The 25,085-nt window shown below is 66.3% G+C and carries 25 protein-coding genes and 1 riboswitch; of the genes, 9 read left to right on the top strand and 16 right to left on the bottom strand.

Features of this window, described 5'->3' with window-relative positions; all coding sequences use genetic code 11:
- Positions 1-55: 55 nt before the first annotated feature.
- Entirely contained in the window at positions 56-520 is a 465-nt protein-coding gene (locus ACFVVC_RS06030) for a pyridoxamine 5'-phosphate oxidase family protein (protein ID WP_387450185.1), read from the bottom strand.
- 212 nt (positions 521-732) lie between these two features.
- On the opposite strand from ACFVVC_RS06030, the gene ACFVVC_RS06025 reads away from it, so the two are divergent.
- Entirely contained in the window at positions 733-1,716 is a 984-nt protein-coding gene (locus tag ACFVVC_RS06025; RefSeq protein ID WP_387450183.1) for a S1C family serine protease, read from the top strand.
- 27 nt (positions 1,717-1,743) lie between these two features.
- On the opposite strand, the gene ACFVVC_RS06020 is transcribed toward ACFVVC_RS06025, so the two are convergent.
- From ACFVVC_RS06020 to ACFVVC_RS05985, 8 genes are all read right to left on the bottom strand, one after another.
- Positions 1,744-2,121 (bottom strand): hypothetical protein, encoded by a 378-nt coding sequence (locus ACFVVC_RS06020; protein ID WP_387450181.1) that lies wholly within the window; start codon positions 2,119-2,121, stop codon positions 1,744-1,746.
- Between the two features lie 81 nt (positions 2,122-2,202).
- Positions 2,203-2,907 carry a metal-dependent transcriptional regulator gene (locus ACFVVC_RS06015; RefSeq protein ID WP_387450179.1) on the bottom strand — a complete coding sequence of 235 codons (705 nt, stop codon included), beginning with the start codon at positions 2,905-2,907 and terminating at the stop codon, positions 2,203-2,205.
- A gap of 72 nt (positions 2,908-2,979) precedes the next feature.
- Positions 2,980-3,738 carry a class I SAM-dependent methyltransferase gene (locus ACFVVC_RS06010; RefSeq protein ID WP_387450177.1) on the bottom strand — a complete coding sequence of 253 codons (759 nt, stop codon included), beginning with the start codon at positions 3,736-3,738 and terminating at the stop codon, positions 2,980-2,982.
- Positions 3,739-3,835: 97 nt separating this feature from the next.
- The gene (locus ACFVVC_RS06005; protein WP_387450175.1) at positions 3,836-5,254 is read right to left on the bottom strand and encodes an aminotransferase class V-fold PLP-dependent enzyme; all 1,419 of its coding nucleotides are present in this window, start codon (positions 5,252-5,254) and stop codon (positions 3,836-3,838) included.
- A 36-nt stretch (positions 5,255-5,290) separates the two neighbouring features.
- A riboswitch (SAM riboswitch) is annotated at positions 5,291-5,404 on the bottom strand.
- A 140-nt stretch (positions 5,405-5,544) separates the two neighbouring features.
- Positions 5,545-6,369 carry a histidinol-phosphatase gene (gene hisN / locus ACFVVC_RS06000; protein ID WP_018760166.1) on the bottom strand — a complete coding sequence of 275 codons (825 nt, stop codon included), beginning with the start codon at positions 6,367-6,369 and terminating at the stop codon, positions 5,545-5,547.
- A 44-nt stretch (positions 6,370-6,413) separates the two neighbouring features.
- Positions 6,414-7,529, bottom strand: coding sequence for a ribosome small subunit-dependent GTPase A (gene rsgA, locus ACFVVC_RS05995; protein WP_387450173.1), 1,116 nt, complete (start codon positions 7,527-7,529; stop codon positions 6,414-6,416).
- Positions 7,513-8,901, bottom strand: a complete 1,389-nt coding sequence (gene aroA, locus ACFVVC_RS05990; RefSeq protein WP_387450171.1) for a 3-phosphoshikimate 1-carboxyvinyltransferase — start codon at positions 8,899-8,901, stop codon at positions 7,513-7,515. The genes rsgA and aroA overlap by 17 nt, the downstream gene beginning before the upstream one ends.
- A 6-nt stretch (positions 8,902-8,907) precedes the next feature.
- Positions 8,908-9,456 (bottom strand): DoxX family protein, encoded by a 549-nt coding sequence (locus ACFVVC_RS05985; RefSeq protein WP_018760163.1) that lies wholly within the window; start codon positions 9,454-9,456, stop codon positions 8,908-8,910.
- A gap of 276 nt (positions 9,457-9,732) precedes the next feature.
- On the opposite strand from ACFVVC_RS05985, the gene ACFVVC_RS05980 reads away from it, so the two are divergent.
- On the top strand, positions 9,733-10,506 hold the full coding sequence (locus ACFVVC_RS05980; RefSeq protein WP_387450168.1) for a sigma-70 family RNA polymerase sigma factor: 774 nt from the start codon (positions 9,733-9,735) through the stop codon (positions 10,504-10,506).
- Entirely contained in the window at positions 10,503-10,763 is a 261-nt protein-coding gene (gene rsrA / locus ACFVVC_RS05975) for a mycothiol system anti-sigma-R factor (protein ID WP_387450166.1), read from the top strand. The genes ACFVVC_RS05980 and rsrA overlap by 4 nt, the downstream gene beginning before the upstream one ends.
- A gap of 101 nt (positions 10,764-10,864) precedes the next feature.
- Here rsrA and ACFVVC_RS05970 read toward each other — a convergent pair whose 3' ends face one another.
- The 5 genes from ACFVVC_RS05970 to ACFVVC_RS05950 all read right to left on the bottom strand — a co-directional run bounded on the left by ACFVVC_RS05970 (position 10,865) and on the right by ACFVVC_RS05950 (position 16,975).
- A complete protein-coding gene (locus tag ACFVVC_RS05970) occupies positions 10,865-10,939 on the bottom strand; it encodes a 50S ribosomal protein bL37 (RefSeq protein ID WP_369299106.1) in 75 nt (24 codons plus the stop codon).
- Between the two features lie 119 nt (positions 10,940-11,058).
- The gene (locus ACFVVC_RS05965) at positions 11,059-11,520 is read right to left on the bottom strand and encodes a PadR family transcriptional regulator (protein ID WP_387450164.1); all 462 of its coding nucleotides are present in this window, start codon (positions 11,518-11,520) and stop codon (positions 11,059-11,061) included.
- Positions 11,520-12,347, bottom strand: a complete 828-nt coding sequence (locus ACFVVC_RS05960) for a hypothetical protein (RefSeq protein WP_387450162.1) — start codon at positions 12,345-12,347, stop codon at positions 11,520-11,522. The genes ACFVVC_RS05965 and ACFVVC_RS05960 overlap by 1 nt, the downstream gene beginning before the upstream one ends.
- 82 nt (positions 12,348-12,429) lie before the next feature.
- Complete coding sequence (locus ACFVVC_RS05955) at positions 12,430-13,029, bottom strand: GDSL-type esterase/lipase family protein (protein WP_387450160.1); 600 nt, start codon at positions 13,027-13,029, stop codon at positions 12,430-12,432.
- A gap of 142 nt (positions 13,030-13,171) precedes the next feature.
- Complete coding sequence (locus ACFVVC_RS05950; RefSeq protein ID WP_387450158.1) at positions 13,172-16,975, bottom strand: multifunctional oxoglutarate decarboxylase/oxoglutarate dehydrogenase thiamine pyrophosphate-binding subunit/dihydrolipoyllysine-residue succinyltransferase subunit; 3,804 nt, start codon at positions 16,973-16,975, stop codon at positions 13,172-13,174.
- Positions 16,976-17,525: 550 nt separating this feature from the next.
- Here ACFVVC_RS05950 and ACFVVC_RS05945 point away from each other — a divergent pair.
- The 5 genes from ACFVVC_RS05945 to ACFVVC_RS05925 all read left to right on the top strand — a co-directional run bounded on the left by ACFVVC_RS05945 (position 17,526) and on the right by ACFVVC_RS05925 (position 22,683).
- Positions 17,526-18,860, top strand: coding sequence for a hemolysin family protein (locus ACFVVC_RS05945; RefSeq protein ID WP_387450156.1), 1,335 nt, complete (start codon positions 17,526-17,528; stop codon positions 18,858-18,860).
- Positions 18,857-19,939: a hemolysin family protein gene (locus tag ACFVVC_RS05940; protein ID WP_387450155.1), complete on the top strand. Its 1,083-nt coding sequence runs from the start codon at positions 18,857-18,859 to the stop codon at positions 19,937-19,939. Before ACFVVC_RS05945 ends, ACFVVC_RS05940 begins: the two co-directional genes overlap by 4 nt.
- Before the next feature lie 67 nt (positions 19,940-20,006).
- Positions 20,007-20,984 carry a metal ABC transporter solute-binding protein, Zn/Mn family gene (locus tag ACFVVC_RS05935; RefSeq protein WP_387450153.1) on the top strand — a complete coding sequence of 326 codons (978 nt, stop codon included), beginning with the start codon at positions 20,007-20,009 and terminating at the stop codon, positions 20,982-20,984.
- Complete coding sequence (locus ACFVVC_RS05930; protein ID WP_387450150.1) at positions 20,981-21,799, top strand: metal ABC transporter ATP-binding protein; 819 nt, start codon at positions 20,981-20,983, stop codon at positions 21,797-21,799. Before ACFVVC_RS05935 ends, ACFVVC_RS05930 begins: the two co-directional genes overlap by 4 nt.
- Complete coding sequence (locus ACFVVC_RS05925) at positions 21,799-22,683, top strand: metal ABC transporter permease (protein ID WP_387450148.1); 885 nt, start codon at positions 21,799-21,801, stop codon at positions 22,681-22,683. Before ACFVVC_RS05930 ends, ACFVVC_RS05925 begins: the two co-directional genes overlap by 1 nt.
- Here ACFVVC_RS05925 and ACFVVC_RS05920 read toward each other — a convergent pair.
- Positions 22,661-23,122, bottom strand: a complete 462-nt coding sequence (locus ACFVVC_RS05920) for a Fur family transcriptional regulator (protein WP_387450424.1) — start codon at positions 23,120-23,122, stop codon at positions 22,661-22,663. The two genes, ACFVVC_RS05925 and ACFVVC_RS05920, sit on opposite strands and share 23 nt — an antisense overlap.
- A 90-nt stretch (positions 23,123-23,212) precedes the next feature.
- Here ACFVVC_RS05920 and ACFVVC_RS05915 point away from each other — a divergent pair, with 90 nt between their 5' ends.
- Positions 23,213-23,869: an MBL fold metallo-hydrolase gene (locus tag ACFVVC_RS05915; protein WP_387450147.1), complete on the top strand. Its 657-nt coding sequence runs from the start codon at positions 23,213-23,215 to the stop codon at positions 23,867-23,869.
- Here ACFVVC_RS05915 and ACFVVC_RS05910 read toward each other — a convergent pair.
- A complete protein-coding gene (locus ACFVVC_RS05910; RefSeq protein WP_387450145.1) occupies positions 23,866-24,981 on the bottom strand; it encodes a PLP-dependent cysteine synthase family protein in 1,116 nt (371 codons plus the stop codon). The two genes, ACFVVC_RS05915 and ACFVVC_RS05910, sit on opposite strands and share 4 nt — an antisense overlap.
- Positions 24,982-25,085 lie beyond the last annotated feature (104 nt).

Here is a 25,085-nt window from a genome sequence, read left to right as displayed (position 1 = left end):
CCCGCCCCCGGAAAGGGCACAAAGGCCCGGCCTTGGCCGGACGACTGTGTAGCGGCTAGAGCCAATCGGCGGAGAAGTCCACCGGCGGCCACCACCGGGTGGGCGGCGTGACCGCAAACCGGCGGCCGGTGAGTTCGGTGGGGGAGATGGCGATCAAATGGTCCTTGATCCCGGTTTCCCACGGTTCACGGTCGGCGTCGCCTGCCGGCAGGCTCATCCGGGTTTCGTCGAACGGTTCCGGCTTGCCTTTGGCAACCACGCTCCACACCTCCGTGGCGTATGGATTGAGTCCGTCAACCTCCAGCGCTGCCACCGCCCCGCTCAGCAAGGCACGAAGCTTGTTTCCCGGCGCCGTCCGGAAGAACAGCGTCTCGCCGGAGACGGAAAAATTCACCGGAAAGATCTCGGGAATCTCGCCGTTGATGACCGCCAGCCGGCCGATATAGGAAGACCTCAAGTACTGCCAGCACGCATCAGCGTCCAATATTTCCGTAGGAGAGCCTGCCCGGGAACCAGTCATGGTACCGATCCTAGAGCCTGGGCGGTAACAGCGCACCGGTGGGAAGGGAATGCTGGACGGCCGGGTGGTGTTCACCGACGGCGTAGCAGCACCGGGACTGGAATCTGCCGCTGCGTCGTTGTCTTCCGTAAGGATCCGATGGAAACCTGCCACGGCCGGCAACGGCCGGGGGGCTGCACCGGGTGAACCCGCACGAGGGCTGGAGGTGCGCCATGGAGCAGGCGCGGAAAATCATGCCACCGGAGGACGACGACATCCTGGACTCGTACTCGCAGACGGTCATGCGGGTGGCGGCGACGGTGACGCCCCACGTGGCGGCGATCGAGATGACCGCCCAGCGCCGCAACGGGCGCGCCAGGGTGGGCGCAGGTTCCGCGGTGCTCTTCACCGAAGACGGCTACCTGCTCACGAATTCCCACGTGGTGGCCGGAACGCACCAGGGTTTTGCGGTCTTCGGCGACGGCGGCAGGATGGAACTCGAACTCGTGGGCACGGACCCGTTGTCCGACCTCGCGGTGGTCCACGGTTCGCGGCCCAAGGTGCCACCGGCCCAGTTCGGTGCGGCCGAGTCCCTCAGGGTGGGCCAGTTGGTGGTGGCGGTTGGAAACCCGCTGGGGCTGGCGGGATCAGTAACAGCCGGTGTGGTCAGTGGCCTGGGCCGGGCCATTCCGGTCTGGTCCGGTGGCAACAGGCGGGTCATCGAAGACGTCATCCAAACGGATGCGGCCTTGAATCCGGGCAATTCGGGCGGCGCACTGGCAGACACGCACTCGCGGATCGTTGGCATCAACACGGCAGTGGCGGGAGCAGGGCTCGGGCTCGCCATCCCCATTAACGCCACCACGCGCCGGATCATCGCTGCTTTGCTGGCGGACGGGAGGGTCCGCCGGGCCTACCTGGGCCTGGTGAGTACGCCCATCCAGCTCACTCCCAGCGCCGTCATCCGCACCGGGCGGCGCGAGGGGCTGCGCGTCGTGGAGGTACTGCCCGCGTCTCCGGCGGACAAGGCGGGGCTGGCGGCCGGGGACATCCTGTTGACGGCGGGAGGCCGCCCTGTCAGCAACGCCGAGAGCCTGCAGCGGCTCCTCTTTGCCGACGCCATCGGCCAGCCGCTCGATGTCGCCGTGCTGCGGGACGGCGCCGAAGTGCACCTCACCGCCGTTCCGGAGGAAATGACGGGCAACGGGACTCCGTAGGCACCGGGGTCGATGCGTCCGGAAGCGCTATGCGCCCGGGGCCGGCGCTTGGACGTCCGCGATGCCTGTGAAACGCGTCCCGACGCCGTCGTACTCGCCGCGGACGCAGCCGGGCTGTACTGGTGGGATCTCTTCGGGTGCGTGGTGCCCGCACACCACATAGGTGAAGTCCGGCCACCACTTCTTGGGCCGTGCCGCTTCCTCGTACCCGCATACGGCGCACTCCAGATGGACCCACACGGGCCGCTTTCCAGTCCGGTTGGCACGTGACTGCACCAGCCACGGGGGAGGATTGTCCAGGATGTCGCGGAGCTCGGACTCGGGCATCCACTTCGGCAGGCCATGGCGTTGTGCCATTTCAAGGGGTACATCAAGGGCTATTGCGGCGTCACGTCTGCTGATCATCACAGTCCACCATACGGGAGCCCGCCAAATCGGGCCGCTGCTCCGGACCCTCTCAGCCGGCTGTCCCGGCAACTCCGCTGGTCAGGGCAGGGCCAGGCTGCAGCCGGGGTGCGGGGCGTCGCTGGAAACCCACAATGCCGAGGCGATCTCATCGGCGAGGTCGTACTCCCGGGCGCCGCCGATCCGCACCACCAACGCACCGCCGAAAGGCCGCCGTCCCAGCACTTCCACGCCGGCGTCAAGCTCGATGTCCTGCGAGGCAAGGTAGCGGAGCAGCTCAGGGTTGTCGTCACTGATCCGGGTGATCCTGCCGGTATGGCCCTCGTCCAGCTCGGCGAGGAGGTGGGCGCGCGGCATCAGCACCTGGCCGTCCGCCGTGGGAATGGGGTCGCCGTGTGGATCCCGGCTGGGGTCCCCGAGCTTGGCGGCGACGCGCTCTATGAACGTGTCCGACACCGCGTGCTCCAGTTGTTCGGCTTCATCGTGCACTTCATCCCAGCTGTAGCCCAGGCGCTGCACGAGATAGGTTTCGATCAGCCGGTGGCGCCGCACCATTGCGAGCGCAAGCCGCAGGCCCGCATCGGTCAGCGTCACCGCGCTGTACGGTTTGTGGTCCACCAGGCCCTGGTCCTTGAGCTTGCGGACCATCTCGGACACTGACGAATTCGCCACCCCGAGCCGCTGGGCCAGTTGGGAGGACGTGATGGGCTTGTCCTGCCATTCCGTGAATGAATAGATGACCTTGACGTAGTCCTCAATGGAGGAGGATGGCGCGCTGGTCTTCACAGGCTCAAGCCTACCGGGTTCCCTGCCGTGGACGGGTCCGGGGAGCCTGCAGCGCCGGGCAAACCCATCCTGTTACGCCTTCCTGGCGCGCCACGCCAAGGTGAGGTAGGGAAGCTCGAGTTCCTGGTCCGGCCCGTAGCCGAGGTGGTCGTGGAGGTACCAGTCCAGGTTCGCCAGGACCTTGGCCCGGGCCGCCTCGCCTGCCCTCAGGTAATAGCTGCGGGACTTGGTCAGTTCCATCAGGTCGGTGGTGGTCACCTTGTCCTGCCAGTGGGTGACATGCCCTTCGAGCCCGGTGAATTCGGGCCCTACTACGGGCTTGTGGCCCGGGCGGTACACATCGCCGGCGTGCATGATCCGGGAGAGCCTGTGCACCCATGGCACCGAGGTATCCAGTTGGTTCCAGATGAGCCCGAGCGTTCCGTGTGGTCGCAGAATGCGGGAAAGTTCGGTGCTCGCCGGCAGCGCATCGCACCAGTGCCAGGCCTGGGCCACGCTGACGACGTCGAACGAGGCATCGGGCAGCCCCGTCGCCTCCGCGGTTCCCGCCACGGCCGTGGCAGCGAGGCAGTGCGCCGCCAGTTGGGCGAGCATGTCCGTGGAGGGGTCGACGGCGGTCACCTCCAGGCCCAGCTCCAGCAGCAGGGCGGTGAACTTTCCGGTCCCGGCACCAACATCGAGTGCGTCACGGGCCTGCGCGGGCACCAGCCACCGGGCTGATTCCGCGGGATATCCCGGCCTGACGCGCTGGTAGTGCTGTCCGCCGTCCCGGAAACTCCCGCCAAGTTCCCGCCGGCGCCCGTGATCAAGCTTGGGGCCACCCCGAACCACGCGTGGACTCCTTCAATTCCGACTGTTGGTGCCCCTCGAATTTACCGCATTATCTGCCGTGGAATGAGCTGGGGGGCCAGGAGCGGGAAGTGCCCGGTTAGTCGTCGATACACGGGGCCGCGCCGGCCGTTCCCGGCGTGTTGGGTGCCCAGTGCGGGTAGGTGCGCGAATCGTTGGCGGGCACCCAGCGGCCTGCGTCAACCACGTAGTCCCAGCCCAGGCCGCTGCTGCGCAGTGCGCGGATGCCGGCAAGGAGGCGCTCGGCATCCTCCAGCCGGGATCCGACGCCGAAACTCGCCCGGAGGGAACCGTTGGGCAGTCCCAGGCGCTTCAGCAACGGGTGGGCGCAGAAGCGTCCGTCGCGCAAGCCCACGCCGTGCTCGGCCGAGAGGTAGGCCGCCACCAGCCCGGCGTCGTAGCCTGCAACCGAGAAATTGACCACGCCGATGGTGTCCGTTTCCGGATTGGTGTCCTTGAAGATCTGGTGGACCGTGACGCTGTCGATACCCTGGAGGCCCTCCACCAGGAAGGAGCGGATGGCGGATTCGTGGGCGTGCCACCGGGCCTGGTCCAGTCCGGCGATCACTTCGGTGGCGCGGGCCAGGGTGGCTGCGCCGAGGACGTTGGGTGAGCCGCCTTCGTGGCGGGCCGGGCCGGTGGCCCAGCTGACGCCGTCGAGCCTTGCTTCCCTGACGGCGCCGCCCCCGGCCAGGTGGGGGACGCCGGCGTCCAGCCAGTCCGGACGTCCGACCAGGACGCCTGCGCCGAATGGTGCGTAGAGCTTATGTCCGGAGAACGCAAGATAGTCGACGTCGTCCGTGCTGATGTCCACCCGGCGGTGCGGCGCAAGCTGGGCGGCGTCCACGACGATCCGTGCGCCGTGCTGGTGCGCCAGGGTAGCCAAGGCCCGGATTGGGAGGATCTCGCCGGTGACGTTGGAGGCGCCGGTGACGGCCAGCAGGCTGACCCCGCCCTGCTCCAGTTCAGCGCGGACTGCCTCCAGCGTGCCGCTGACGGTGTCCGCGGCGACGATGCTGCGGTGCGGGACGCCCTGCCAGGGCAGGAGGTTGGCGTGGTGTTCGATGTCCAGGTAGAGGACGTCTCCGGCGGGGCGGCCGTCGGCCAGCGGCAGGCAGCCGGCCAGCAGGTTCAGGGAGTCGGTGGTGTTGCGGGTGAAGATGACCGAATCATCGGGGCGGCCTCCGACGAAGTCGCGGACAATGTTGCGGGCGTTTTCATACACGGAGGTGCTGATCTGTGATGCGTACCCGGCGCCCCGGTGGACACTCGCGTAATACGGGAGGATCTCGTTCAGGTATGCGGACACCACGGACAGTGCCGGGGCGGATGCACCGTAGTCGAGGTTCGCGTAGCGGACGTGGCCGCCGGAAATCAGGGGCGCCTGGATCTCCGCGCCTGTGACCGCGGCGAGGGGCCGGCCGGCAATGGCCTGGCGCGGATCCGGTGCGGCCGCGTTGGCGGTGGCGGGCTGGGGGGAGACGGTGGCAGTTGTCACAGAGACCTCACTTGGAACAGGACTCCGGCATGCTGGAATCCGCGCTTGCCGTATCCGCTCCGGACCGGCCTGGTCGTCACCCGGGGCACCCCACCGCGAATGGAGGGTTGCCGGCCAGCAAACCGGGGTTTTGCGCTGGCACTCGTGACCTGGATAAAAGCGTAGAACATGGACTGGCCAGGACTGAAGCCGCAGCAATTGTTAAGGGCTTTGTTACGTCCTGCCGAAGAAACAGCCGCGGACGCCCCCCAAAGGAGGCGTCCGGCGTCGTATTATTCGATTTTTTGCCGTCAGGGCGACTGCTGCAGCAGGTCGTCGAGGTCCGGGTTCAGCCGGTGCAGCACCTCTGAGTGCAGGATCGAGTTCGTGGCCAGGGCATTGCCGCCGAACGGTCCGTCCTCGCCTTCGAGGGAGGTGAAGCGGCCGCCGGCCTCTACCACGATCGGCACCAGGGCAGCCATGTCGTACAAGTTCAGTTCGGGTTCGCAGGCGATGTCCACCGAGCCTTCGGCCACCATGCAGTAGGACCAGAAGTCCCCGTAGGCCCGGGTCCGCCACACGTCCTCCGTCAGGCCCAGGAAGTCGTCAAGGTTTCCGCGTTCTTTCCAGCCCCCCAGGCTGGAATAGGAGAGGGAGGCGTCGGCCAGGTTGGAGACGTTGGAGACCCGAAGCCGGGTGGCGGCGGCCAGGGACCTGCCCATGTACGCCCCCATGCCCTTGGCCGCCCACCAGCGCTTGCCCAGTGCCGGCGCGCTGACGACACCCACCACGGGCTCGCCCTCATCCACCAGGGCGATCAGTGTGGCCCAGACCGGGACGCCGCGGACGAAGTTCTTGGTCCCGTCGATGGGATCGATGATCCAGCGCCGCGAGCCGTGGCCGGTGCTGCCGAATTCCTCGCCCAGGACTGCATCGCGGGGCCGGGAGCGGGAAAGCTGGCCGCGGATGGCCTCCTCGGCCGCCTTGTCGGCGTCGGTGACCGGCGTCAGGTCCGGCTTGGTCTCGACGTGGAGGTCCAGGGCCTTGAAGCGGCTCATCGTCTGGTCGTCCACGGAGTCGGCCAGGACGTGGGCCAGGCGCAGGTCATCGTTGTAACTCGAAGCGGGTTGGATCATGGTTCCAAACTACCGTCTGCGGGCGTTTCTGCCGGGAGAACGCGTCAGTTGACGCTGCCAAGCTCCTTGGTTTCCTGTGCTTCCATCCTCGGGTCGGCGCCGAGCAGCCGCCGCAGGGACGACAGGCGGGCGGCTCCGGTGGGGCCGGCGTGTCCGCCATCCACCCACTCGTCCAGCCCGCAGTTGACCGCCGTCGCGGTGTGCTTGCAGCCCCGTTCGCAGTTTTCGATGCCGGGGGAGAGGTCCGGGAACGAGCGGAGGATCCTGTCCGGGTCCACGTGCGCCAGGCCAAAGGAACGGATACCTGGAGTGTCGATGATCCAGCTGCCGGGCGGCGCGTCCGCCAGCCGAAGCGCCAGCGCCGAGGACGACGTGTGCCGGCCGCGCCCGGTCACGGCGTTGACGCCGCCAGTGGCCCGCTCGGCCCCCGTCAGCGCGTTTACCATGGTGGATTTGCCCACCCCGGAATGCCCCAGCATGACGGTGACAGTGCCGTCGAGATGCGCGCGGAGGGCAGCCACCGCAGCGCTGTCCAGCCGGGCGGAGAGGCCGTCGTCGGACCGCGCGTCAATCCCGGACGCCTGAGCGTCGGCGGTCTTGCTGATGATGACCGGGAAATCCAGGTGCGTGTAATTGGAGAGGAGCTCCGCGGGATCCTTCACGTCGGCCTTGGTCACCAGCAGGATCGGCTCGATCCCGGCGTCGTAGGCCGCCACCAGGGCGCGGTCGATGAAGCCGGTGCGGGGCTCGGGGTTGGCAGCCGCCACAACGATGACCAGCTGGTCCGCGTTTGCCACCACGGCGCGCTCCACGGGATCGGTATCGTCGGCGCTGCGGCGAAGGAGGGTGCGGCGGTCCTGGATCTTCACCAAGCGGGCCAAGGTGTCCGGGGCTCCTGAGACGTCCCCCACCAGGGAGACGAAGTCGCCGGCCACCACGGGATTGCGACGAAGCTCGCGGGCCCGTGCAGCGATGACCACCCGCTCATTGTCCGAGTCCTCGCCCACCACCGCGGTGTACCGGCCACGGTCCACCGTGATGATCCGGCCGGTCACGGCGTCATCGTGGCTGGGGCGGTCCTTGGTGCGGGGCCGGGAGCCTTTCTTGCTTGGACGGATCCTGACGTCCGATTCGTCCCAGGAATCAGTGCTCCGCGCCACTGCCGCGCCCTTCAGGTCCGTTTGCGGACGTGCCTTCCCGGGCCAGCATGCCTGCCCAAAGCTGGGGAAAATCGGGCATGGTCTTGGCTGTGGTGGCAATGTCCTCCACCTTGACGCCTTGCACGGCCAGTCCCAGGATTGCCCCGGCAGTGGCTATGCGGTGGTCCGCGTAGCTGTGCACGACGCCGGCGTGCAGCCGGGCGGGGCGGATGAGCAGTCCGTCCGGGGTTTCCTCGGCATCCCCGCCGAGCCGGTTGATCTCCGCCACCAAGGCGGCGAGCCTGTCTGTTTCGTGTCCTCGCAGGTGCGCGATTCCGGTGAGCCGGGAGGGCCCCGAGGCCAAGGCGCACAGCGCAGCCACGGTGGGGGCGAGCTCGCTGGTGTCCGCGAAGTCGCCACCCTTGATCTCCGGACCGCCGGTGACGGTCAGGACGCCGCCGGCCAGCGTGACGGTGGCGCCCATGCTGGTGAGGATGCTGCGCCACAGGTCGCCCACCTGCTGGGTTTCCGCCGGCCAGTTGGGGATCCGGACCGTACCCCGTGAAGCGAGCGCCGCCGCCAGGAACGGGCCCGCATTGGAAAGGTCCTGTTCGATCCGCTGGTCGAAGGCGCGGATCGGTCCGGGTGCCACCACCCAGTGGTTGGGAACAGAGTCGTCCACTGACACGCCTGCGCCGCGCAGGACCGCGACCGTCATGTTGATGTGGTCCAGGCTGGGAACCGGTTTGCCGACGTGCTCAAGGTGCAGGCCGTCGTCGAACCGTGCCCCCACGAGCAGGAGCGCGGAGACAAACTGGGACGAGGCGCTGGCGTCAATCACCAAGTGCCCGCCGCGGACTGAGCCTTGGCCCGCCACGACGAACGGGAGGGACGACGGGGTGCTGCCGTCTTCGGCTGAAACAGCGACACCCAAGGCCTTGAGGGCCTCGATGATGGTCCCCATAGGACGCTTGCGGGCGTGCGGGTCGCCGTCGAATACGCTGGCGCCGTTGCGGAGCGCCGCGAGCGGCGGAACGAACCGCATGACCGTACCTGCCAGCCCGCAGTCGATCCTGGTCAGCGTTGCCGGCGCCGACGCGGACAACGGAACCACATGGAGGTCGGGGCCGAAGCTTCCGTCTCCGGGCACCTCGGTGATCGTGGCGCCAAGCTGCCGCAGCGCATCGATCATCAGAGCTGAATCCCTGGAATGCAGGGGCGCCCGCAACCGGGACGGCCCGTCCGCCAATGCCGCCAGGACCAGGTACCTGTTGGTCAGGGATTTCGAGCCGGGCACCGTCACGGTGGCATTGATGGGCCGGGAAGCGAAAGGTGCGTCCCAGTGCTGGACAGGCGTTCCGGAAGCGTCCCGGGCGGCAGTTGCTGCGGTCATTCGTGCTTAGGCTCCCGTGGCGTGGTCGACGGCGCGGCGGACAGCCTTGTCCGCCTTGTGCAGCTTCTTGTTCGTGGTCTTGCGCGCGTCGGCGGCCAGGTGCGAGGCGTTCCGGCGGGCTCCTGCGGCCAGGTGCTCGGCGCGCCAGGCCAGTCCCGGCTTACCTGCGGTGTCCACCGAGGCGAGCAGTGCACCGCCGCTGAGGGACAGGTTCTTGAGCAGCTGGTTCCGGCGGGTCTCACGCCCTTCCTTGCTGCTGATGTCCGCGCTGCGCCACTCAACGAACGTGTTCAGCAGGGAAACCACCGTCAGGAGGGAGGCGGAAAGCCTGGAGAATTTTCCAAGGCCGAACAGGACGCCGGCGCCCACCTGGGTACCGCCGATGACGCGGGCGAGGGTCTTTTCGCTGGCCTGGAAGGGAAGCGAGGCCGCGGCCTTGCGCAGCAGGGGTGAGAGTTGCTGCGCAGTGTCATCGGAGTTCTTGAGCTTGTCCAGTCCGGCAATGACAAAACTGGAGGCGAGCATGGGCCGTGCGAGCGTGCGGACAAAGGACATGGATTTCCTCCTGGATGGACGAACCGCGGAACGCGGCGGAGTCGGTCCTAGTCTTGCACTTTTGGGGAATATTTGCCTGCGGGAAGGGGTTATGGCAAACGGGTCACTGACATGCGGCCCGATGATCATTCACCCGATACAGAGCGGAGTTGGCCCTTGGGGAAGGTGTTGGACGGAACGAGGCCTGCGGGTCCGGTGGCAGTGGAAGCACTGGCTACCGAACCCCGGGAGTACGGCATGCCCCGGGCGGGGAGCCTGACAGTAGACTTGAAGGCAATGAGCACCCTGGATCCGGCCGTCGCGGCCATGTATGAGGCTTCACCTGGCGCAGCGGACGGCCCGGCAGGGGGCCCGCCCGCATCTGCCGCACCGGCGGAGGTGGTTGCTCCTGCCGCAGGGCCGGACGCCGAGGACGCCGCCTTGGACGTTGCCGCGGAGACTGTCGAGGACCGCCGCCTGCGCTTCGAACGGGACGCCATGCAGTACGTCGACCAGCTGTACTCGGCTGCGATGCGCATGGCACGTAACCCTTCAGATGCCGAGGACCTGGTCCAGGAGGCCTACACCAAGGCATTTTCGGCGTTCCACCAGTACAAGCCGGGCACGAACCTCAAAGCGTGGCTGTACCGGATCCTGACCAACACCTACATCAACCTCTACCGCAAGCGGCAGCGGGAGCCGCTGCAGTCCAATTCGGACACGATCGAGGACTGGCAGCTGGCCCGCGCGGAATCCCACACCTCCAGCGGACTTCGCTCGGCCGAGGCCGAGGCGTTGGATCACCTCCCGGATTCGGACGTCAAGCGGGCCCTCCAGGACATTCCGGAGGAATTCCGGTTGGCGGTGTACTTCGCCGACGTCGAGGGATACGCCTACAAGGAAATCTCAGACATCATGAACACGCCCATCGGCACCGTGATGTCCCGGCTCCACCGCGGCCGGAGAATGTTGCGGGACATGCTCGCGGAATACGCCGCCGAGCGCGGATTCAAAACGGCCGCAGATGCATCGGATGCGGCAGCAAGCAAATCACAGGAGAACAGGAAATGAGCGACTGCCAGGGATTGGGCGATTGCGACGACACCCGGATGCAACGCATCTACGAGTACCTTGACGGGGCGTTGACCCGCGAGGACCTTACCGAAATCAAGGACCACCTTGACGACTGCCCCGAGTGCACGCAGCAGTATGACCTTGAGTGCGTTATCCGCAACATGGTCAAGCGCTCTTGCACGGAGGCCGCTCCGGACAACCTGAAGAACGCCATCCTGGACCGGATCCACGCCATCCGTCCGGTGGAGGCGTAGGAAGCCCCAGGCCGGCGGACAATGGCCGCAGACAGCAAAGGACCCCGAAAGCCGAATGGCTTGCGGGGTCCTTTGCTTGAACCGTAGTCCCTGGCATTTGCCTAGGTGTTGGGGCGCTTCCCGTGGTTCGCGCCGCCACGCTTACGGTCACGACGCTTGCGTGCACGCTTGCTCATAGCTGGCCTCCTTACTGTTGGTACTCAAAAGAGCTGCCCTCCAGTCTCCCACATGATGTGGCGGCCCGCGAACCGGAGCAGGGGGATGACCTGCGGCGGTGCGGCCGGATGTCAGCGCCCTACCTGTGGAGCGTGGTGCTGATGGCGGCGCGGGCTTCGTCCAGGACAAGCCGGACATGATCCAGTGCCACCGCGGTCAGGGGTCCGTGCGGGGCCCCGCCTTGCAGGTCGGCACGGATGCCATCGCGGAATTGCTGCAGCATCAGTTCTACGGCAAGGCGCTGCACGGAAGCGGTGATCCCGCGTTCCACTGCCGCCAGGTCCATCCTGCGGTGGTTCAGCTCGGAAAGTCCCGCTGCCGTGATGCGGTACGTCGTGCGTCGTCCGGACGGCTCAGTGGCCACCAGGCCGTCCGCCTCAAGCTTGCCCAGCCGTGGGTAGATTGTTCCCGCGCTGGGTGAGTAAGCGCCTCCAAACCGGTCCTTGAGTGCCTTGATCAGCTCGTACCCGTGTTTAGGACCGCCCTCGAGCAGGGCAAGCAGGTACAAGCGCAACGCACCGTGTGCGAAGACGGCAGGCATCAGCCGTGCGCTTCCCCGCTGCCGGATTCGGGGGTGTGGACAATGGACGTCCTGCCGGACACCGAGTTGGTCCTGACCAGCATCAGCTGCCCGTCCGGCCCGGCAATCGTTTCCACTTTTCCGTTGGCCAGGAAGCACTGCTGGCCGTCAAGGACCACCGCCCCGCCGGCCGACTTGGCCACGATGTCGACGCCGACATCGTGCGGAATCTTAATGGTGAGGTCCCCGGAGACGGAGTTGGAACCGAAATCATGGGTGAAGCCAAGCAGCTCGAAAGTAAGGTGGCCGCTGACGGTGTTCGTCCGCACATTGGTGAAGTGTCCGGACGCGGTGACCGCCCCGGAGACGCTCTTGACCGTGAGGACGCCTCGGTGGTTCCTGACGGCTGCCGTGCCGCTGACAGTGTTGACCTGCAGCTCACCGGAGGTGCCGTCCGCCACGACGGAGCCTGACACGGTATTGAGGCGGACGTGGGTGGCGACGCCGGAGACGAGTCCCTCACCACTGACGGTGCCGGCCTCCACCTCGACGCCGGGTGGAACGGAAATACTGATCACGGCCGAGTTGTCGCTGCTGTGGTTGACGGTTTCCATCAAATTCTTGAACCATCCCTGCGGACCATTCAGCTGGTGCCGGACTTCCACCCTGCCGCCGCTGGCTGACACCGCCACGGGATCGCCGTGGACCTCCGAGATCTCCACCCGCACCGCCGGCCCGGCATGGGCCACCACGGTGAACCTGCCGCGCACCATGCCCAGCTTCAGGGCGGTAGCGTCCCCGATCTCGATGGTTTGCGGGCCTTGCACACTCCAGTTTCCGTCAGCCATGGTCCCCTCCAGAGGCGATATATCGCGATGGGCTTCAACCTAGCCGCGCCGGCCTGCGCCGGTCAAGGCATCCTGTCGAGGCCTATTGGGGTGCGTCCATCCCAAGCCACTGGAACCAGCCGCGGTGGAGCACCAGCCAGGCCATGAGGCCATATCCGGCCTGGCCCGGAGTCCCCCCGTTTGCGGCGAGGTCCTGGCGCCACTGTTCATGGTTCAGCAGGGGCGAGAACGTATCGACGTATAGATGCTTGCGCCGGGTGGTGACGTCGGCGAAGGCGGTGTTCAGCTCGTCCAGCCTCCGGTTCTGGGTCGGATCGAGCGTGGGCGGCGGTCCCACAACGAACACCTCGATGCGGTTCTGCGAGGCCGAGTCCAGGATGTTGGCCAGGTTCAGCCTGCTCCGCGCGGTTGAAAGGCCGAACTCGATGTCACGCCCGGACAGGCCGATGACCAGCCTGTTCTCGGCTTGGTCGCTGAAGCGCCGGCCGGCTTCGTCCAGCCACCGGGCCGCAAGCCCTTCGGTACCTTCCTGCGGACAGGGGAGGGCATAGCTTTCCAGCAGCATGCCGTCCTGGGGAGTGCGGGCCAGGACGCGGCCAAGCCAGCCCAGCGCCCGGGGATCGCCCAGTCCGGCCAGCAGTTCGTCTCCTACAGCTGCGATCCGCAGCTTCCTGTCTTCCACGCGTTCCTCTTTACTTCCGACCCGGCCGCAGCCTCCGTTGCCGCCGCTGCTGCGGAGGTACGGGGCGGCGCTGTCCAACCATTAAACAGAACTGCCCGGCCGGAGTCTGGTATTTCGACGTCCGGCCGGGCAGCCTTACGGTTTACTTCTTAGCAAATGCCTGCTTGAGCAGCAGATCCTGTTCAGCGGCGTGCCGCTTCATGGAACCCGCAGCCGTGGAGGCGGACGCCGGCCGGGACACCAGCCGGACGCGGCGGTCCAGGGCCTCCGGCAGGTTCAGGCCGATGAACGGCCACGGACCCTGGTTGGCGGGCTCGTCCTGGGCCCACACGACCTCGGCGTTGGGGTACTTGGCAAGCTCCGCGGCGATGTCCGCGTGCGGCAGCGGGTAGAGCTGCTCGACGCGCACGATCGCGGTGGTCTTGTCGCCGGTCTTCTGGCGGGTGGACAGGAGATCGTAGTACAGGCGGCCGGATACCAGGATGACGCGTTCGACGGCGGTGGCCGGCAGCTGCTCATGTTCGCCGATGACCGGGCGGAAGGCGCCGGTGGTGAAGTCCTCCACGGACGAAGCGGCAGCCTTCAGGCGCAGCAGCTGCTTGGGCGTGAAGATGATCAGCGGCTTGCGCGGGCGGCTGTACGCCTGGCGGCGCAGCAGGTGGAAGTGCGAAGCTGCCGTGGTGGGGTTTGCCACGACCATGTTGTCCTCGGCGCACAGTTGCAGGAAGCGCTCGATCCTCGCGGAAGAGTGGTCCGGGCCTTGGCCTTCGTAGCCGTGCGGGAGCATCAGGACCAGCGAGGAGCGCTGGCCCCACTTCTGCTCGGCGGAGGAGATGAATTCGTCGATGATGGTCTGGGCACCGTTGACGAAGTCACCGAACTGGGCTTCCCAGAGGACCAGCGCGTCCGGCCGCTCCACGGAGTAGCCGTATTCGAAGCCCATGGCCGCGTATTCGGACAGCAGGGAGTCGTAGATCCATAGCTTGGCCTGGTCATCGGAGAGGTTGCCCAGGGGCAGCCATTCCTTGCCGTTGGCACGGTCGTGGAAGACGGCGTGGCGCTGGACGAACGTGCCGCGGCGCGAATCCTGGCCGGCGAGGCGGACGGGAACGCCTTCCATGATCAGGGAGCCGAACGCTGCGATCTCGCCGAAGCCCCAGTCGATGCCGCCTTCGCGGGACATCTGCTCGCGCTTCTCCAGCAGCTGCTTGAGCTTGGCGTGGACGGTGAAGCCCTCGGGAACCTCGACGTGGGCCTTGCCGATCCGGGCCAAGGTCTCGGCGCTGATGGCGGTGGCGACCGGTGCACTGACGTTGGAGTCGGACTGCTGGGCCATGGGGCGCTCGATATCGGACACGGCTGCGGAGTCAGCGGTGACGATCGGGATCGGCGAGGTCTGCGCGGCGTGGGTCTCCGCGAAGACCCGCTCCAGCCGTTCCTGGTAGTCGCGGAGCAGCTGCTCGGCTTCTTCCTCGGTGATGTCACCGCGGCCGATCAGCGATTCGGTGTACAGCTTGCGGACGGAGCGCTTGGCTTCGATCAGGTTGTACATCAGGGGCTGGGTCATCGAGGGGTCATCGCCCTCGTTGTGGCCGCGGCGGCGGTAGCACACCATGTCGATGACAACGTCCTTGTGGAAGCGCTGGCGGAATTCGTAGGCGAGCTGGCCGATGCGGACCACTGCCTCCGGGTCGTCGCCGTTCACGTGGAAGACCGGTGCCTGGATCATCTTGGCAACGTCGGTGGAGTACGTGGAGGAACGCGAGGACGACGGGGCCGTGGTGAAGCCCACCTGGTTGTTGACCACCACGTGGATGGTGCCACCGGTGCGGTAGCCGCGAAGCTGCGAAAGGTTGAGCGTCTCGGCCACCACACCCTGGCCGGCGAACGCGGCGTCACCGTGGACCATGATGGGCAGCACGGGGAAGGACTCGCCTTGGTCCAGGCGGTCCTGCTTGGCGCGGACAATGCCCTCAAGGACGGAATCGACGGCTTCAAGGTGCGACGGGTTGGCGGCGAGGTAGACCTTGGTCTCCTTACCGTTGTCGGAGGTGAAGGTGCCCTCAGTGCCCAGGTGGTACTTGACGTCGCCTGAGCCCTGGACGGAACGCGGATCCTGGGTGCCTTCAAATTCGCGGAACACCTGGGCGTAGGTCTTGCCGGCGATGTTCGTCAGCACGTTGAGGCGGCCGCGGTGGGCCATTCCGATGGCAACTTCGTCCAGGCCGTCGTCGGCAGCATCGGACATGATGGCGTCCAGCAGCGGGATCAGTGACTCGCCGCCCTCGAGCGAGAAGCGCTTCTGGCCCACGAACTTGGTCTGCAGGAACGTTTCGAAGGCCTCCGCGGCATTCAGCTTGGAAACGATCCGGATCTGTTCTTCACGGCTGGGCTTGGAATAGGGGTGTTCAAGCTGGTCCTGGAACCATTTGCGCTCGGCCGGTTCCTGGATGTGCATGTACTCGATGCCGGTGGTGCGGCAGTAGGCATCGCGGAGGACGCCCAGGATGTCGCGGAACTTCAGCATCGGCTTGCCGCCGAAGCCGCCGGTGGGCCATTCGCGGTCCAGGTCCCACAGGGTCAGGCCGTAGGTGAGGACGTCGAGGTCGGGGTGCTTGCGCTGGACGTATTCGAGCGGATCCGTGTCCGCCATCAGGTGACCGCGGACCCGGTAGGAGTGGATCAGCTGCTGGATCCGGGCCACCTTGTTGATCTCGTCGGCGGGATCCACCTGAAGGTCGGGGCTCCAGCGGACGGGCTCGTACGGGATGCGCAGGGCTTCGAAGATCTCATCGTAGAAGTTCTGGGCTCCGAGCAGCAGCTGGTGGACCAGCTTGAGGAACTCGCCACTGCCTGCGCCCTGGATCACGCGGTGATCGTAGGTGGAGGTCAGGGTGAGGACCTTGCTGATGGCGTTCTGCGCAATGATCTTCTCGCTGGCGCCCTGGAACTCGGCCGGGTAGTCGAGGGCGCCGACTCCGATGATGGCGGCCTGGCCCTTGGAAAGGCGGGGTACCGAGTGGACGGTGCCGATGCCGCCCGGGTTGGTCAGGGATACCGTGGTGCCCTGGTGGTCTTCAGCCGTCAGCTTGCCGTTGCGGGCGCGCTTGATGAGGTCCTCGTAGGTGTGCCAGAACTCGGCGAAGTTGAGGGTTTCAGCCTTCTTGATGTTCGGGACCATCAGCAGGCGGGTGCCGTCCGGCTTGGGCATGTCGATGGCGATGCCGAAGTTGACGTGGGCCGGCTGGACGGCGACGGGCTTGCCGTCCACTTCGTCGTAGTACACGTTCATGGAAGGGAACTGGGAGAGGGCACGGATGACGGCGTAGCCGATCAGGTGCGTGAAGGAAACCTTGCCGCCACGGGCGCGGGCAAGGTTGGAATTGATGACCACGCGGTTGTCGATCAGCAGCTTGGCGGGGATGGCGCGCACGCTGGTGGCGGTGGGCACCTCGAGGCTGGTCACCATGTTGGTGGCGATGGCCTTGGCAGGGCCGCGCAGGATCGAGACGACGTCCTCTTCGGGAGCCGTGGGGGCCTTGACGTTCTTGGGCAACTGGGCCGGGATGGGCTGGGCGCCGGTGCCTGCACCGGTCTTCGTGCCGCCATCGCGGGCCTCGGTGGCAGGGGCCTTCTTGACCGGGGCCGGGGCCGGGGCCGCGGGTGCAGCGGCAGCAGGGGGAGCGGCGGGGGCTGCTGCCGGCGACGGTGCCGGTGCGGCGGGAGCCGCCTTCACGACCGGGAGTTCCCGGGTGGCGGGGCGGGCTGCGTGTGCGGAATTTCCATTGGAAGAAGAACCGTTGCCCGAGTCGAAGGATTCAAACAGCGGCCACCACTTGGCATCCACAGCGTTCTTATCCTGCTGGTACTGCTCGTACAGTTCGTCAACGAGCCACTCGTTTCCGCCAAATTCCTCTGGTAGACGGTGGCTTGGCTGCTCTGGCACTTGAAATACGCCTCTTCCATGAGTTTGATTTCTCTCCGGCCCCCCGGTGCTTCAGCACTGCGATCGAACCAGTCTCTGCGTCCTCTGAACCCAGACCTTTGCAAGTCTAGTGAGCATCGTGTGTTAACTGCCAATAAGGGTGACCCAAATCATGAAGTGTCGATCGGCGGCCCCTTCACGGGCTCCGCGGATGGCGGAGCAGGGCCTGCGGGAACACCAGGAAAGGCATGCCTGCGGCCGTGCTTCGGGGTCCGGCGACCGCCTGTTGCCGCGTCGTTGCGCGGGGCCGCTCCTGTAGACTGAAATTCTTATGGACAGTAAATCTAGGTGCCGGCCTGGGCGCTGTCAGCGGAGCTCGAAGAGAAGCGCCGCGCAGTCCGCCCCCAGAGCCGGCAAACCCCGACAACGCGCCCATCACCAGAAGACGGCCCAGCTTGCCGCAACCCGCACGGACCAGGCGTCGGTTTCGGCCGATCATCCTCCGCCGGGACGACACATCCTCCCCGCTCCAGGTCTGACTGCTTTTCCCGCGCACCGGGCAAGGTGCTGAATGGAGTGGCTCCTTCTCGCAGCGGGTTTGCTGCTGATTGCCGGCACGGGCTTCTTCGTGGCCGTCGAGTTTTCCCTCATCGCGTTGGACCAGCCTACGGTCCAACGCGCCATTGACGACGGCGATGCCGGCGCGGTACCGCTGCTCACCTGCCTGAAGTCACTGTCCACCCAGCTCTCAAGCTGCCAGTTGGGCATCACCTTGACCACCCTCCTGACCGGTTACGTCATGGAACCCTCGGTGGGCCATATCCTCAAAGGCCCGCTGGCCGCCGTCGGACTGCCTCCCGTGGTGGTGGAATCGGCGTCGCTCGTCCTGGCCATGGTGGTGGCCACCCTGCTCTCCATGCTCCTGGGGGAGCTGGTGCCCAAGAACATGGCGATCGCCCTGGCGTTTCCTGTCGGCCGTGCCTTGGCCGGCCCGCAGCTGGTCTTCACCACCATCTTCAAGCCGGCCATCCTGGTCCTCAACGGATTCTCCAACCGGGTCCTTAACGTGTTTGGCCTGGAAGCCAAAGAGGAAATTTCCGGCGCCCGCACCCCGGCTGAGCTTGCCTCGCTGGTCCGCCGTTCCGCGGCAATGGGAACGCTCGACGCCGGAACAGCCAACTTCATTGCGCGCACACTGGACTTTTCCACCCGAACGGCCGCGGATGTCATGACGCCGCGCATCCGGGTGGAGACGATCGACGCGGACCAGCCGGTATCCGACGTCGTTGATGCCGCGCGCCGGACCGGGTACTCACGGTTCCCCGTGATCGGTGATTCGGCCGATGACATCCGCGGGCTGGTACACGTCAAGAAGGCCGTCGCCGTGCCGTGGGAACGCCGGCGGAACCTCGAGGCGGGAGCCATCATGACCGAGGTCCTGCGGGTGCCCGAGACCATCCACCTTGATGCCCTGCTGGCCGAGTTGCGGGAGGGAAACCTCCAGCTGGCGGTTGTGCTGGACGAATACGGCGGGACCGCAGGTATCGCCACACTGGAGGACCTGGTGGAGGAGATCGTCGGCGAAGTGGCGGACGAGCATGACAAGGTCCGCCCCGGCCTGCTGCAAAGCGCCTCGGGCGACTGGTACTTCCCGGGCCTCCTCCGTCCGGACGAGCTGTCCGAACAGATTCCCGGGCTCAGCGTCCCGGACGAGGCAGCGTACGAGACCGTGGGCGGCTATGTGATGAGCAAGCTGGGCAGGATCGCCGCCGTGGGAGACGCCGTTCCGGTCGGCGGCGGAACCCTGAGCGTGACCAGGATGGACGGCCGCAGGATCGACCGCATCTGCTTCCGGCCCGACAGGGAGACCGGAACACCGGACTCCAGCAACAGGAGCAACCCATGAGCGACTGGGCCGGAATACTGTGGCTGGGCGTGCTCCTGCTCGGCAACGCCTTCTTCGTAGCCGCCGAGTTCGCCATCATGTCGGCGCGCCGCAGCCAGATCGAACCATTGGCCGATGCCGGGTCCAAGCGGGCCCAGACCACCCTGCGTGCCATGGAGAATGTCTCGTTGATGCTGGCGTGCGCGCAGCTGGGCATCACTGTCTGCTCACTGCTGATCCTGCTGGTGGCCGAGCCCGCCATCCACCACCTGCTGGCTGTTCCTATCGAGACGATTGGCCTGCCGGCCGAGGCTGCGGGCGTGGCGGCCTTCGCGGTGGCCCTGCTGCTGGTGACGTTCCTGCATGTCACCTTTGGTGAGATGGTGCCGAAGAACATTTCCGTCTCCGTGGCGGACAAAGCCGCACTGCTCCTGGCTCCGCCGCTGCTCTTCGTTGCCCGGTTGGTCCACCCCGTGATCTCAGTCCTCAACTGGTCGGCCAACCACATCCTCAAACTCCTGAGGATCGAGCCCAAGGACGAGGTAACCTCCTCGTTCACCCTTGAGGAAGTCCAGTCGATCGTCCAGGAGTCCACCCGCCACGGCCTGGTGGACGATGACGCCGGGCTCATCAACGGCGCCCTCGAGTTTTCCGAGCACACCGCCGAGGACATCATGGTGCCGCTGGAGAACCTGGTCATGCTTGGTGCAGCCACCACCCCCGTGGAGTTTGAGAAGGCGGTCAGCAGGACGGGTTTTTCCCGGTTCCCCATGCTGGATGACGAGGACATGCTGTACGGCTACCTCCACGTCAAGGATGTGTTGTCCATCCCGGAGTCCGGCTATGAGTTGCCGATCGCCGAGGGCCGTGTCCGGTCGCTGGCCAACCTTGGCTTGGACGATGAGATCGAAAAGGCCATGTCCGTCATGCAGCGCACGGGGTCCCACCTTGCCCGGGTGATCGGCCCGGATGGCAGGACGCGCGGGGTGTTGTTCCTCGAAGACGTGATCGAACAGCTTGTTGGTGAAATCAGGGACGCAACGCAGGCCACCGGGATTCGCCGGCTGGGCCAGCCCAACGGCAACCAGAAGGCTAAATAGGAATCATTCGCATTTAGGTATAGGCTGGCATTGTTGACGTCCCCTCCTGTGAACTGAGGTATCTCCCGTGCGCCGTAATGCCGCCGCCAGCTCCGTCGTTGCCGCCCTCGCGGGGCTTGGCCTCCTGCTCAGTGCATGCAGCCCGCAGTCCGCACAGGCACCGGACCCGGGGGCCGGCCTCAACGTCGTCGCGTCAACGAACGTCTACGGGGACATCGCCAGGACGATCGGTGGCGACAAGGTGAAGGTCACCGCCATCATCAACAACACGGCCCAGGATCCGCACTCCTATGAGGCAACCGCGCAGGACCGGCTCGCCGTTTCAAAGGCGCAGCTGGTCATCGAAAACGGCGGGGGCTATGACGACTTCCTCCACACCCTGGTGGAGGGGAGCAAGCTGGACAGCTCGGCCGTCCTCACCGCCGTCGAGGTCTCCGGCCTTGCCCACCCGGAGGATGCCACGGCCCAGGCCACGGCGCCCACTCCTGCCGCCACCGACACTCATGATCACGGCGACTTCAACGAACACGTCTGGTACAACCTGACGGCCATGGAGCGGATGGCCGACAGCATCGCCGGCAAGCTCGGCACGCTGGACCCGGCCTCCGCGGCCACCTTCACTTCCAACGCAGCCTCGTTCAAATCTTCGTTGTCCGCCCTGAACGGCAGGCTGGACTCCGTGAAAGCTGCCGCGGCAGGGGGGAAGGTTGCGGTGACGGAGCCGGTACCGCTGTACCTGCTGGAGGACGCGGGCTTGGAGAACGCCACACCGGAGCAATACACTGCTGCGATTGAAGAGGGAAGCGATGTTCCGCCTGCCGTCCTGAAGGAAGCCACTGACCTGGTGACCTCCAAGAGCGTGCGCCTGCTGGCTTACAACGCCCAGACCGAAGGGCCGCAGACCGAGGCGCTGAAGAAGGCGGCGGAGGCTGCCGGCGTTCCGGTGGTGGATTTCAACGAGACCCTGCCCGACGGCAAGACCTACCTGCAGTGGATGACGGACAACGTGGACAACATCAGCAAAGTCGTGGAGGCCAACAGGTGAATTCCGTTGTCAGCCTCAAGGGGGCCGGGCTTGCGTTCGGCCAGCGGACGCTCTGGTCCGACCTTGACCTTGAGATCCGGCCGGGCGAGTTCTTCGCCGTGCTGGGCCCGAACGGCAGCGGCAAGACCAGCTTCCTGAAAGTCCTCCTGGGCCTGCAAAATCTGCACGCGGGGCAAGCCATGCTGGGTGGCCGTCCCGTCGAGCGCGGCAGCAGCCTGATCGGCTACATCCCGCAGCAAAAATCATTTCCGGTGGACACGCCCATGCGCGCCCGCGACCTGGTGGGGCTGGGGGTCGACGGCCACCGCTGGGGCGTCCGGCTGTCCGCCGGGAAAACCAACCGGCGGGTGGACCAGCTCCTTGAACTGGTAGGGGCCACCGACTACGCCAAGGTGCCGGTGGGCCAGCTCTCCGGCGGCGAGCAGCAGCGGCTGCGGGTCGCGCAGGCGCTGGCCACTGATCCCCAGGTTCTGCTCTGCGACGAGCCGCTGCTGTCCCTTGACCTGCACCATCAACAGGCAGTCAGTGCGCTCATCAACAAGCAAAGCCACGAGAAGAACAGCGCAGTCGTCTTCGTCACCCATGAGATCAACCCGATCATCGACTACGTGGACCGGGTGCTGTACCTGGCCGGCGGACGTTTCCGGGTAGGAACGCCGGAGGAGGTCATGACCACGGAAGTGCTCTCGGACCTGTACGGCAGCCACGTGGAGGTAATCCACGCCAACGGCAGGATCGTCGTCGTCGGACTGCCGGATGCCACCACGCACCATCATCATGCCGGGGCGGATGCCCTGGCCGGGGAGGTGGCGTGATGGACGCCAACAGCATCCTGGGGGCCATCTTCAACTTCGACAACTACGGCGAGCTGCTTGTCCTGGTCCAGAATTCGATCTGGGCCGGCGCGGTCCTCGGGCTCCTGGGCGGGCTGGTCGGAACCTTCGTCATGAAGCGCGACCTCGCCTTCGCGGTCCATGGCATTTCCGAGCTCTCCTTCGCGGGTGCGGCCTTTGCCCTGCTCATCGGCGCGGACGTGGTCTTCGGTTCGCTGATCGGATCAGTGGCGGCAGCACTGTTGCTGGGCCTGATGGGCGTCCGGGCCCGGGACAAGAATTCGATCATCGGCGTGATCATGCCGTTCGGGCTGGGCCTGGGAATCCTGTTCCTGTCCCTCTACCAAGGCCGTGCAGCGAACAAATTCGGGCTGCTCACGGGCCAAATCGTCTCCGTGGACACCGTACAGCTCCAGGCGCTGGCCGGGGCGGCCCTCGTGGTGATGCTCGCACTGCTGGCCATCTGGCGGCCGTTGAACTTCGCCAGCATCGACCCTGAGCTTGCGGAGGCGCGGGGAGTTCCCGTGCGCACCCTGGCCATCGTGTTCATGATCCTGCTGGGCGTCAGTGTGGCCCTGTCCATCCAGGTGGTGGGGGCCCTCTTGGTGCTCGCACTGCTGATCACTCCTGCGGCTGCTGCACTGCGGGTCACGTCATCGCCGGTATGGGTGGTCATCCTGAGTGTTCTTTTCGCCGTCACCGCGACGGTGGGCGGAATCCTGCTGGCCCTGGGCGGCCGGATCCCAATCAGCCCCTACGTCACCACGTTGTCATTCCTGATCTACGTGGTGTGCCGCGTTATCGGTTCCGTGCGGGCCTCCCGCGGAATCAACGGCAGGGTCCTTACAGCTGCCCGGCAGCCTTAAGGGCGGTGCAGTCCGGGCACAGCCCGAAAATTTCCACCGTGTGGTCCACCTCAGTGAAACCATGTTCGGCCGCTGTCCGCGCTGCCCAGGTTTCGACGGCGGGCGCCTCCACCTCCACGGCCTTGCCGCAGTTCCTGCAGAGGAGGTGATGATGGTGCACGGTGACGTTGCAGCGCCGGTATACGGCCTCGCCGTCGCCATTGCGCAGCACATCCACCAGACCCTCATCCGCGAGGGACTGGAGGATCCGGTAGGCCGTGGCGAGTGAGACGGACACGCCCTGGTTGTGCAGGATCCGGTAGAGCTCCTGCGTGCTGACGAAGTCATCGAGGTCGTCCAGGGCCGCGCTGACGGCCTTGCGCTGCTTGGTAACGCGCTGTTCTTTGCCGCCTCCTGCCGGGGATGGGGCGGCGGAATCAGCCTTGACGCCGGTCGGCATGGACAAACTCGCTTCCGTGGGGGGCAAACACCAAGATTACCAGCCGGCGCCGCGTGGACACGGTTCCGGGACGCGCCCTAGGCTGGCGCCATGAAGCTGACCAAATACACCCACGCCTGTGTCCGGCTAGAGAAGGAATCCGGGGTCCTGGTCTTGGATCCGGGCACCTTCTCCGAATCAGCCGAGGCCCTTGCCGGGGCCGACGCCGTCCTGGTGACCCATGAGCACCAGGACCACCTGGACACCAAGGCCGTGGTGGACGCCCTCACCGGCAACCAGGACCTGGCGCTGTACGCGCCCGGGTCCGTGGCAGCCCAGTTGCGCGGGGAGGCCGCCGGCGCCGCCGGTAGGATCCACACTGTTGAACCGGGGTCCTCGTTCCAGGTTGCAGGCTTCGAGATCCGCAGCTTCGGCGGACAGCACGCCCTGATCCACCCCCAGATCCCCATGGTGGCGAACATCGGCTACCTGGTGGACGGCAACGTCTACCACCCGGGAGATTCATTCATCATCCCGGATGGCCTCAGCGTGAAGACCCTGCTGGTGCCGCTGCACGCACCGTGGAGCAAATCTGCAGAGGTAGTGGACTTCGTCATCGGCGTGCGGGCACCGCGGGCGTTCCAGATCCATGACGGCCTGCTCAATGAGATCGGGCTGGGCATCATTGAGGGCCATGTGCAGCGGATCGGCGCGAAGTATGGCACCGAGTACAGGCATCTGGCTGCCCGCGAGTCCGTGGAGGTCTAGTCCGCCGTCCACTCGCCGGTGTCGAGGAACCGTGAGATCACGGCCTCGTAGGGCGCTGGATCCAGCCCCTGCGACGCCAGCCACTCCGGGTTGTAGTAGTTGCCCGCATAGCGCTCGCCGCCGTCGCACATCAACGACACAATGCTGCCCCGCCGGCCGTCGGACAGCATCCGGGCCACTGTTTGCCAGACACCCCAAAGATTGGTGCCGGTGGACGGGCCGGCGTGCAGGCCGGCGTAGGAGTCCAGGTGCCGCATGGCGCCGACGGACGCCGCGTCAGGTACCTGGACCATCCGGTCGATCACCGTGGGGATGAAGCTTGGCTCCATCCGCGCCCGGCCGATGCCTTCGATGCGTGACGGCAGGCCGGTGGGCTGTTCAGCCGTGTCCGCCAGCCAGCCGGGGTAGAAGGCCGAGTTTTCGGGGTCCACCACCAGCAGACGGGTGGGATGGCTGTGGTAGCGCAAGTAGCGGCCGATCGTGGCACTGGTTCCGCCGGTGCCCGCGCCCACCACGATCCAGTCCGGCACCGGATGCTGTTCCAGGCCAAGTTGGCCAAAGATCGACTCGGCGATGTTGTTGTTGCCGCGCCAGTCGGTGGCCCGCTCCGCATAAGTGAACTGGTCCATGTAGTGTCCGTTGCAGGTGGCCGCCACGTCTTCGGCCACAGCATAGACATCCGAGGCGTTCTCCACCAGGAGGCAGGACCCGCCGAACTGTTCGATCAACGCAATCTTTTCCTGGCTGGTGGTGCGGGCCATCACCGCGATGAAAGGCAGCCCCAGCAACCGGGCGAAGTAGGCCTCGGATACTGCAGTGCTGCCGCTGGAGGCTTCCACGATGGTGGTGTCCTCGCGGATCCAGCCGTTGACCAGGCCGAACAGGAACAGGGACCGCGCAAGCCGGTGCTTGAGGCTGCCGGAACGGTGGGTGGATTCGTCCTTGAGGTAGAGCTGGATGCCCCACTGCTCCGGCAACGGCACCGCGTAGAGATGGGTGTCTGCCGACCGGTTGTTTTCCGCCCTGATGGTCCGGATGGCGTTGTCTGCCCATTTCCTGTCTGCCCCGCTGCGGCGGCTGCCGTCCGCGTCTGCGCTGCCCTCGATCTTCACCGGACCAGCCTACCCGCGCGGGCAGCCGCGGCGCGCTTAGAGTGGGATCCGTTGGCAAGATCCACATACCAAGCCTGAGCCCGCGGCCCGGATCCGCAGAAGGA

The sequence above is a fragment of the Pseudarthrobacter sp. NPDC058196 genome, assembly GCF_042882685.1.
Taxonomy (GTDB): Bacteria; Actinomycetota; Actinomycetes; order Actinomycetales; family Micrococcaceae; genus Arthrobacter.
The sequence above is the reverse complement of the archived record's forward strand: the minus strand, read 5'-3'. Positions and strand labels throughout refer to the sequence as shown.

What these genes read in the sequence shown, in the direction of transcription:
- aroA (WP_387450171.1), bottom strand. Translation starts at nt 8,901, where the DNA reads ATGACCGCAGCAACTGCCGCCCGGGACGCTTCCGGAACGCCTGTCCAG.
- ACFVVC_RS05965 (WP_387450164.1), bottom strand. Translation starts at nt 11,520, where the DNA reads ATGCCTGCCGTCTTCGCACACGGTGCGTTGCGCTTGTACCTGCTTGCC.
- ACFVVC_RS05925 (WP_387450148.1), top strand. Translation starts at nt 21,799, where the DNA reads ATGGACGCCAACAGCATCCTGGGGGCCATCTTCAACTTCGACAACTAC.
- ACFVVC_RS05940 (WP_387450155.1), top strand. Translation starts at nt 18,857, where the DNA reads ATGAGCGACTGGGCCGGAATACTGTGGCTGGGCGTGCTCCTGCTCGGC.
- ACFVVC_RS05960 (WP_387450162.1), bottom strand. Translation starts at nt 12,347, where the DNA reads ATGGCTGACGGAAACTGGAGTGTGCAAGGCCCGCAAACCATCGAGATC.
- hisN (WP_018760166.1), bottom strand. Translation starts at nt 6,369, where the DNA reads ATGATCCAACCCGCTTCGAGTTACAACGATGACCTGCGCCTGGCCCAC.
- ACFVVC_RS05985 (WP_018760163.1), bottom strand. Translation starts at nt 9,456, where the DNA reads ATGTCCTTTGTCCGCACGCTCGCACGGCCCATGCTCGCCTCCAGTTTT.
- rsrA (WP_387450166.1), top strand. Translation starts at nt 10,503, where the DNA reads ATGAGCGACTGCCAGGGATTGGGCGATTGCGACGACACCCGGATGCAA.
- ACFVVC_RS05920 (WP_387450424.1), bottom strand. Translation starts at nt 23,122, where the DNA reads ATGCCGACCGGCGTCAAGGCTGATTCCGCCGCCCCATCCCCGGCAGGA.
- ACFVVC_RS06025 (WP_387450183.1), top strand. Translation starts at nt 733, where the DNA reads ATGGAGCAGGCGCGGAAAATCATGCCACCGGAGGACGACGACATCCTG.
- ACFVVC_RS06030 (WP_387450185.1), bottom strand. Translation starts at nt 520, where the DNA reads ATGACTGGTTCCCGGGCAGGCTCTCCTACGGAAATATTGGACGCTGAT.
- ACFVVC_RS05915 (WP_387450147.1), top strand. Translation starts at nt 23,213, where the DNA reads ATGAAGCTGACCAAATACACCCACGCCTGTGTCCGGCTAGAGAAGGAA.
- ACFVVC_RS06020 (WP_387450181.1), bottom strand. Translation starts at nt 2,121, where the DNA reads ATGATCAGCAGACGTGACGCCGCAATAGCCCTTGATGTACCCCTTGAA.
- ACFVVC_RS05980 (WP_387450168.1), top strand. Translation starts at nt 9,733, where the DNA reads ATGAGCACCCTGGATCCGGCCGTCGCGGCCATGTATGAGGCTTCACCT.
- ACFVVC_RS05945 (WP_387450156.1), top strand. Translation starts at nt 17,526, where the DNA reads ATGGAGTGGCTCCTTCTCGCAGCGGGTTTGCTGCTGATTGCCGGCACG.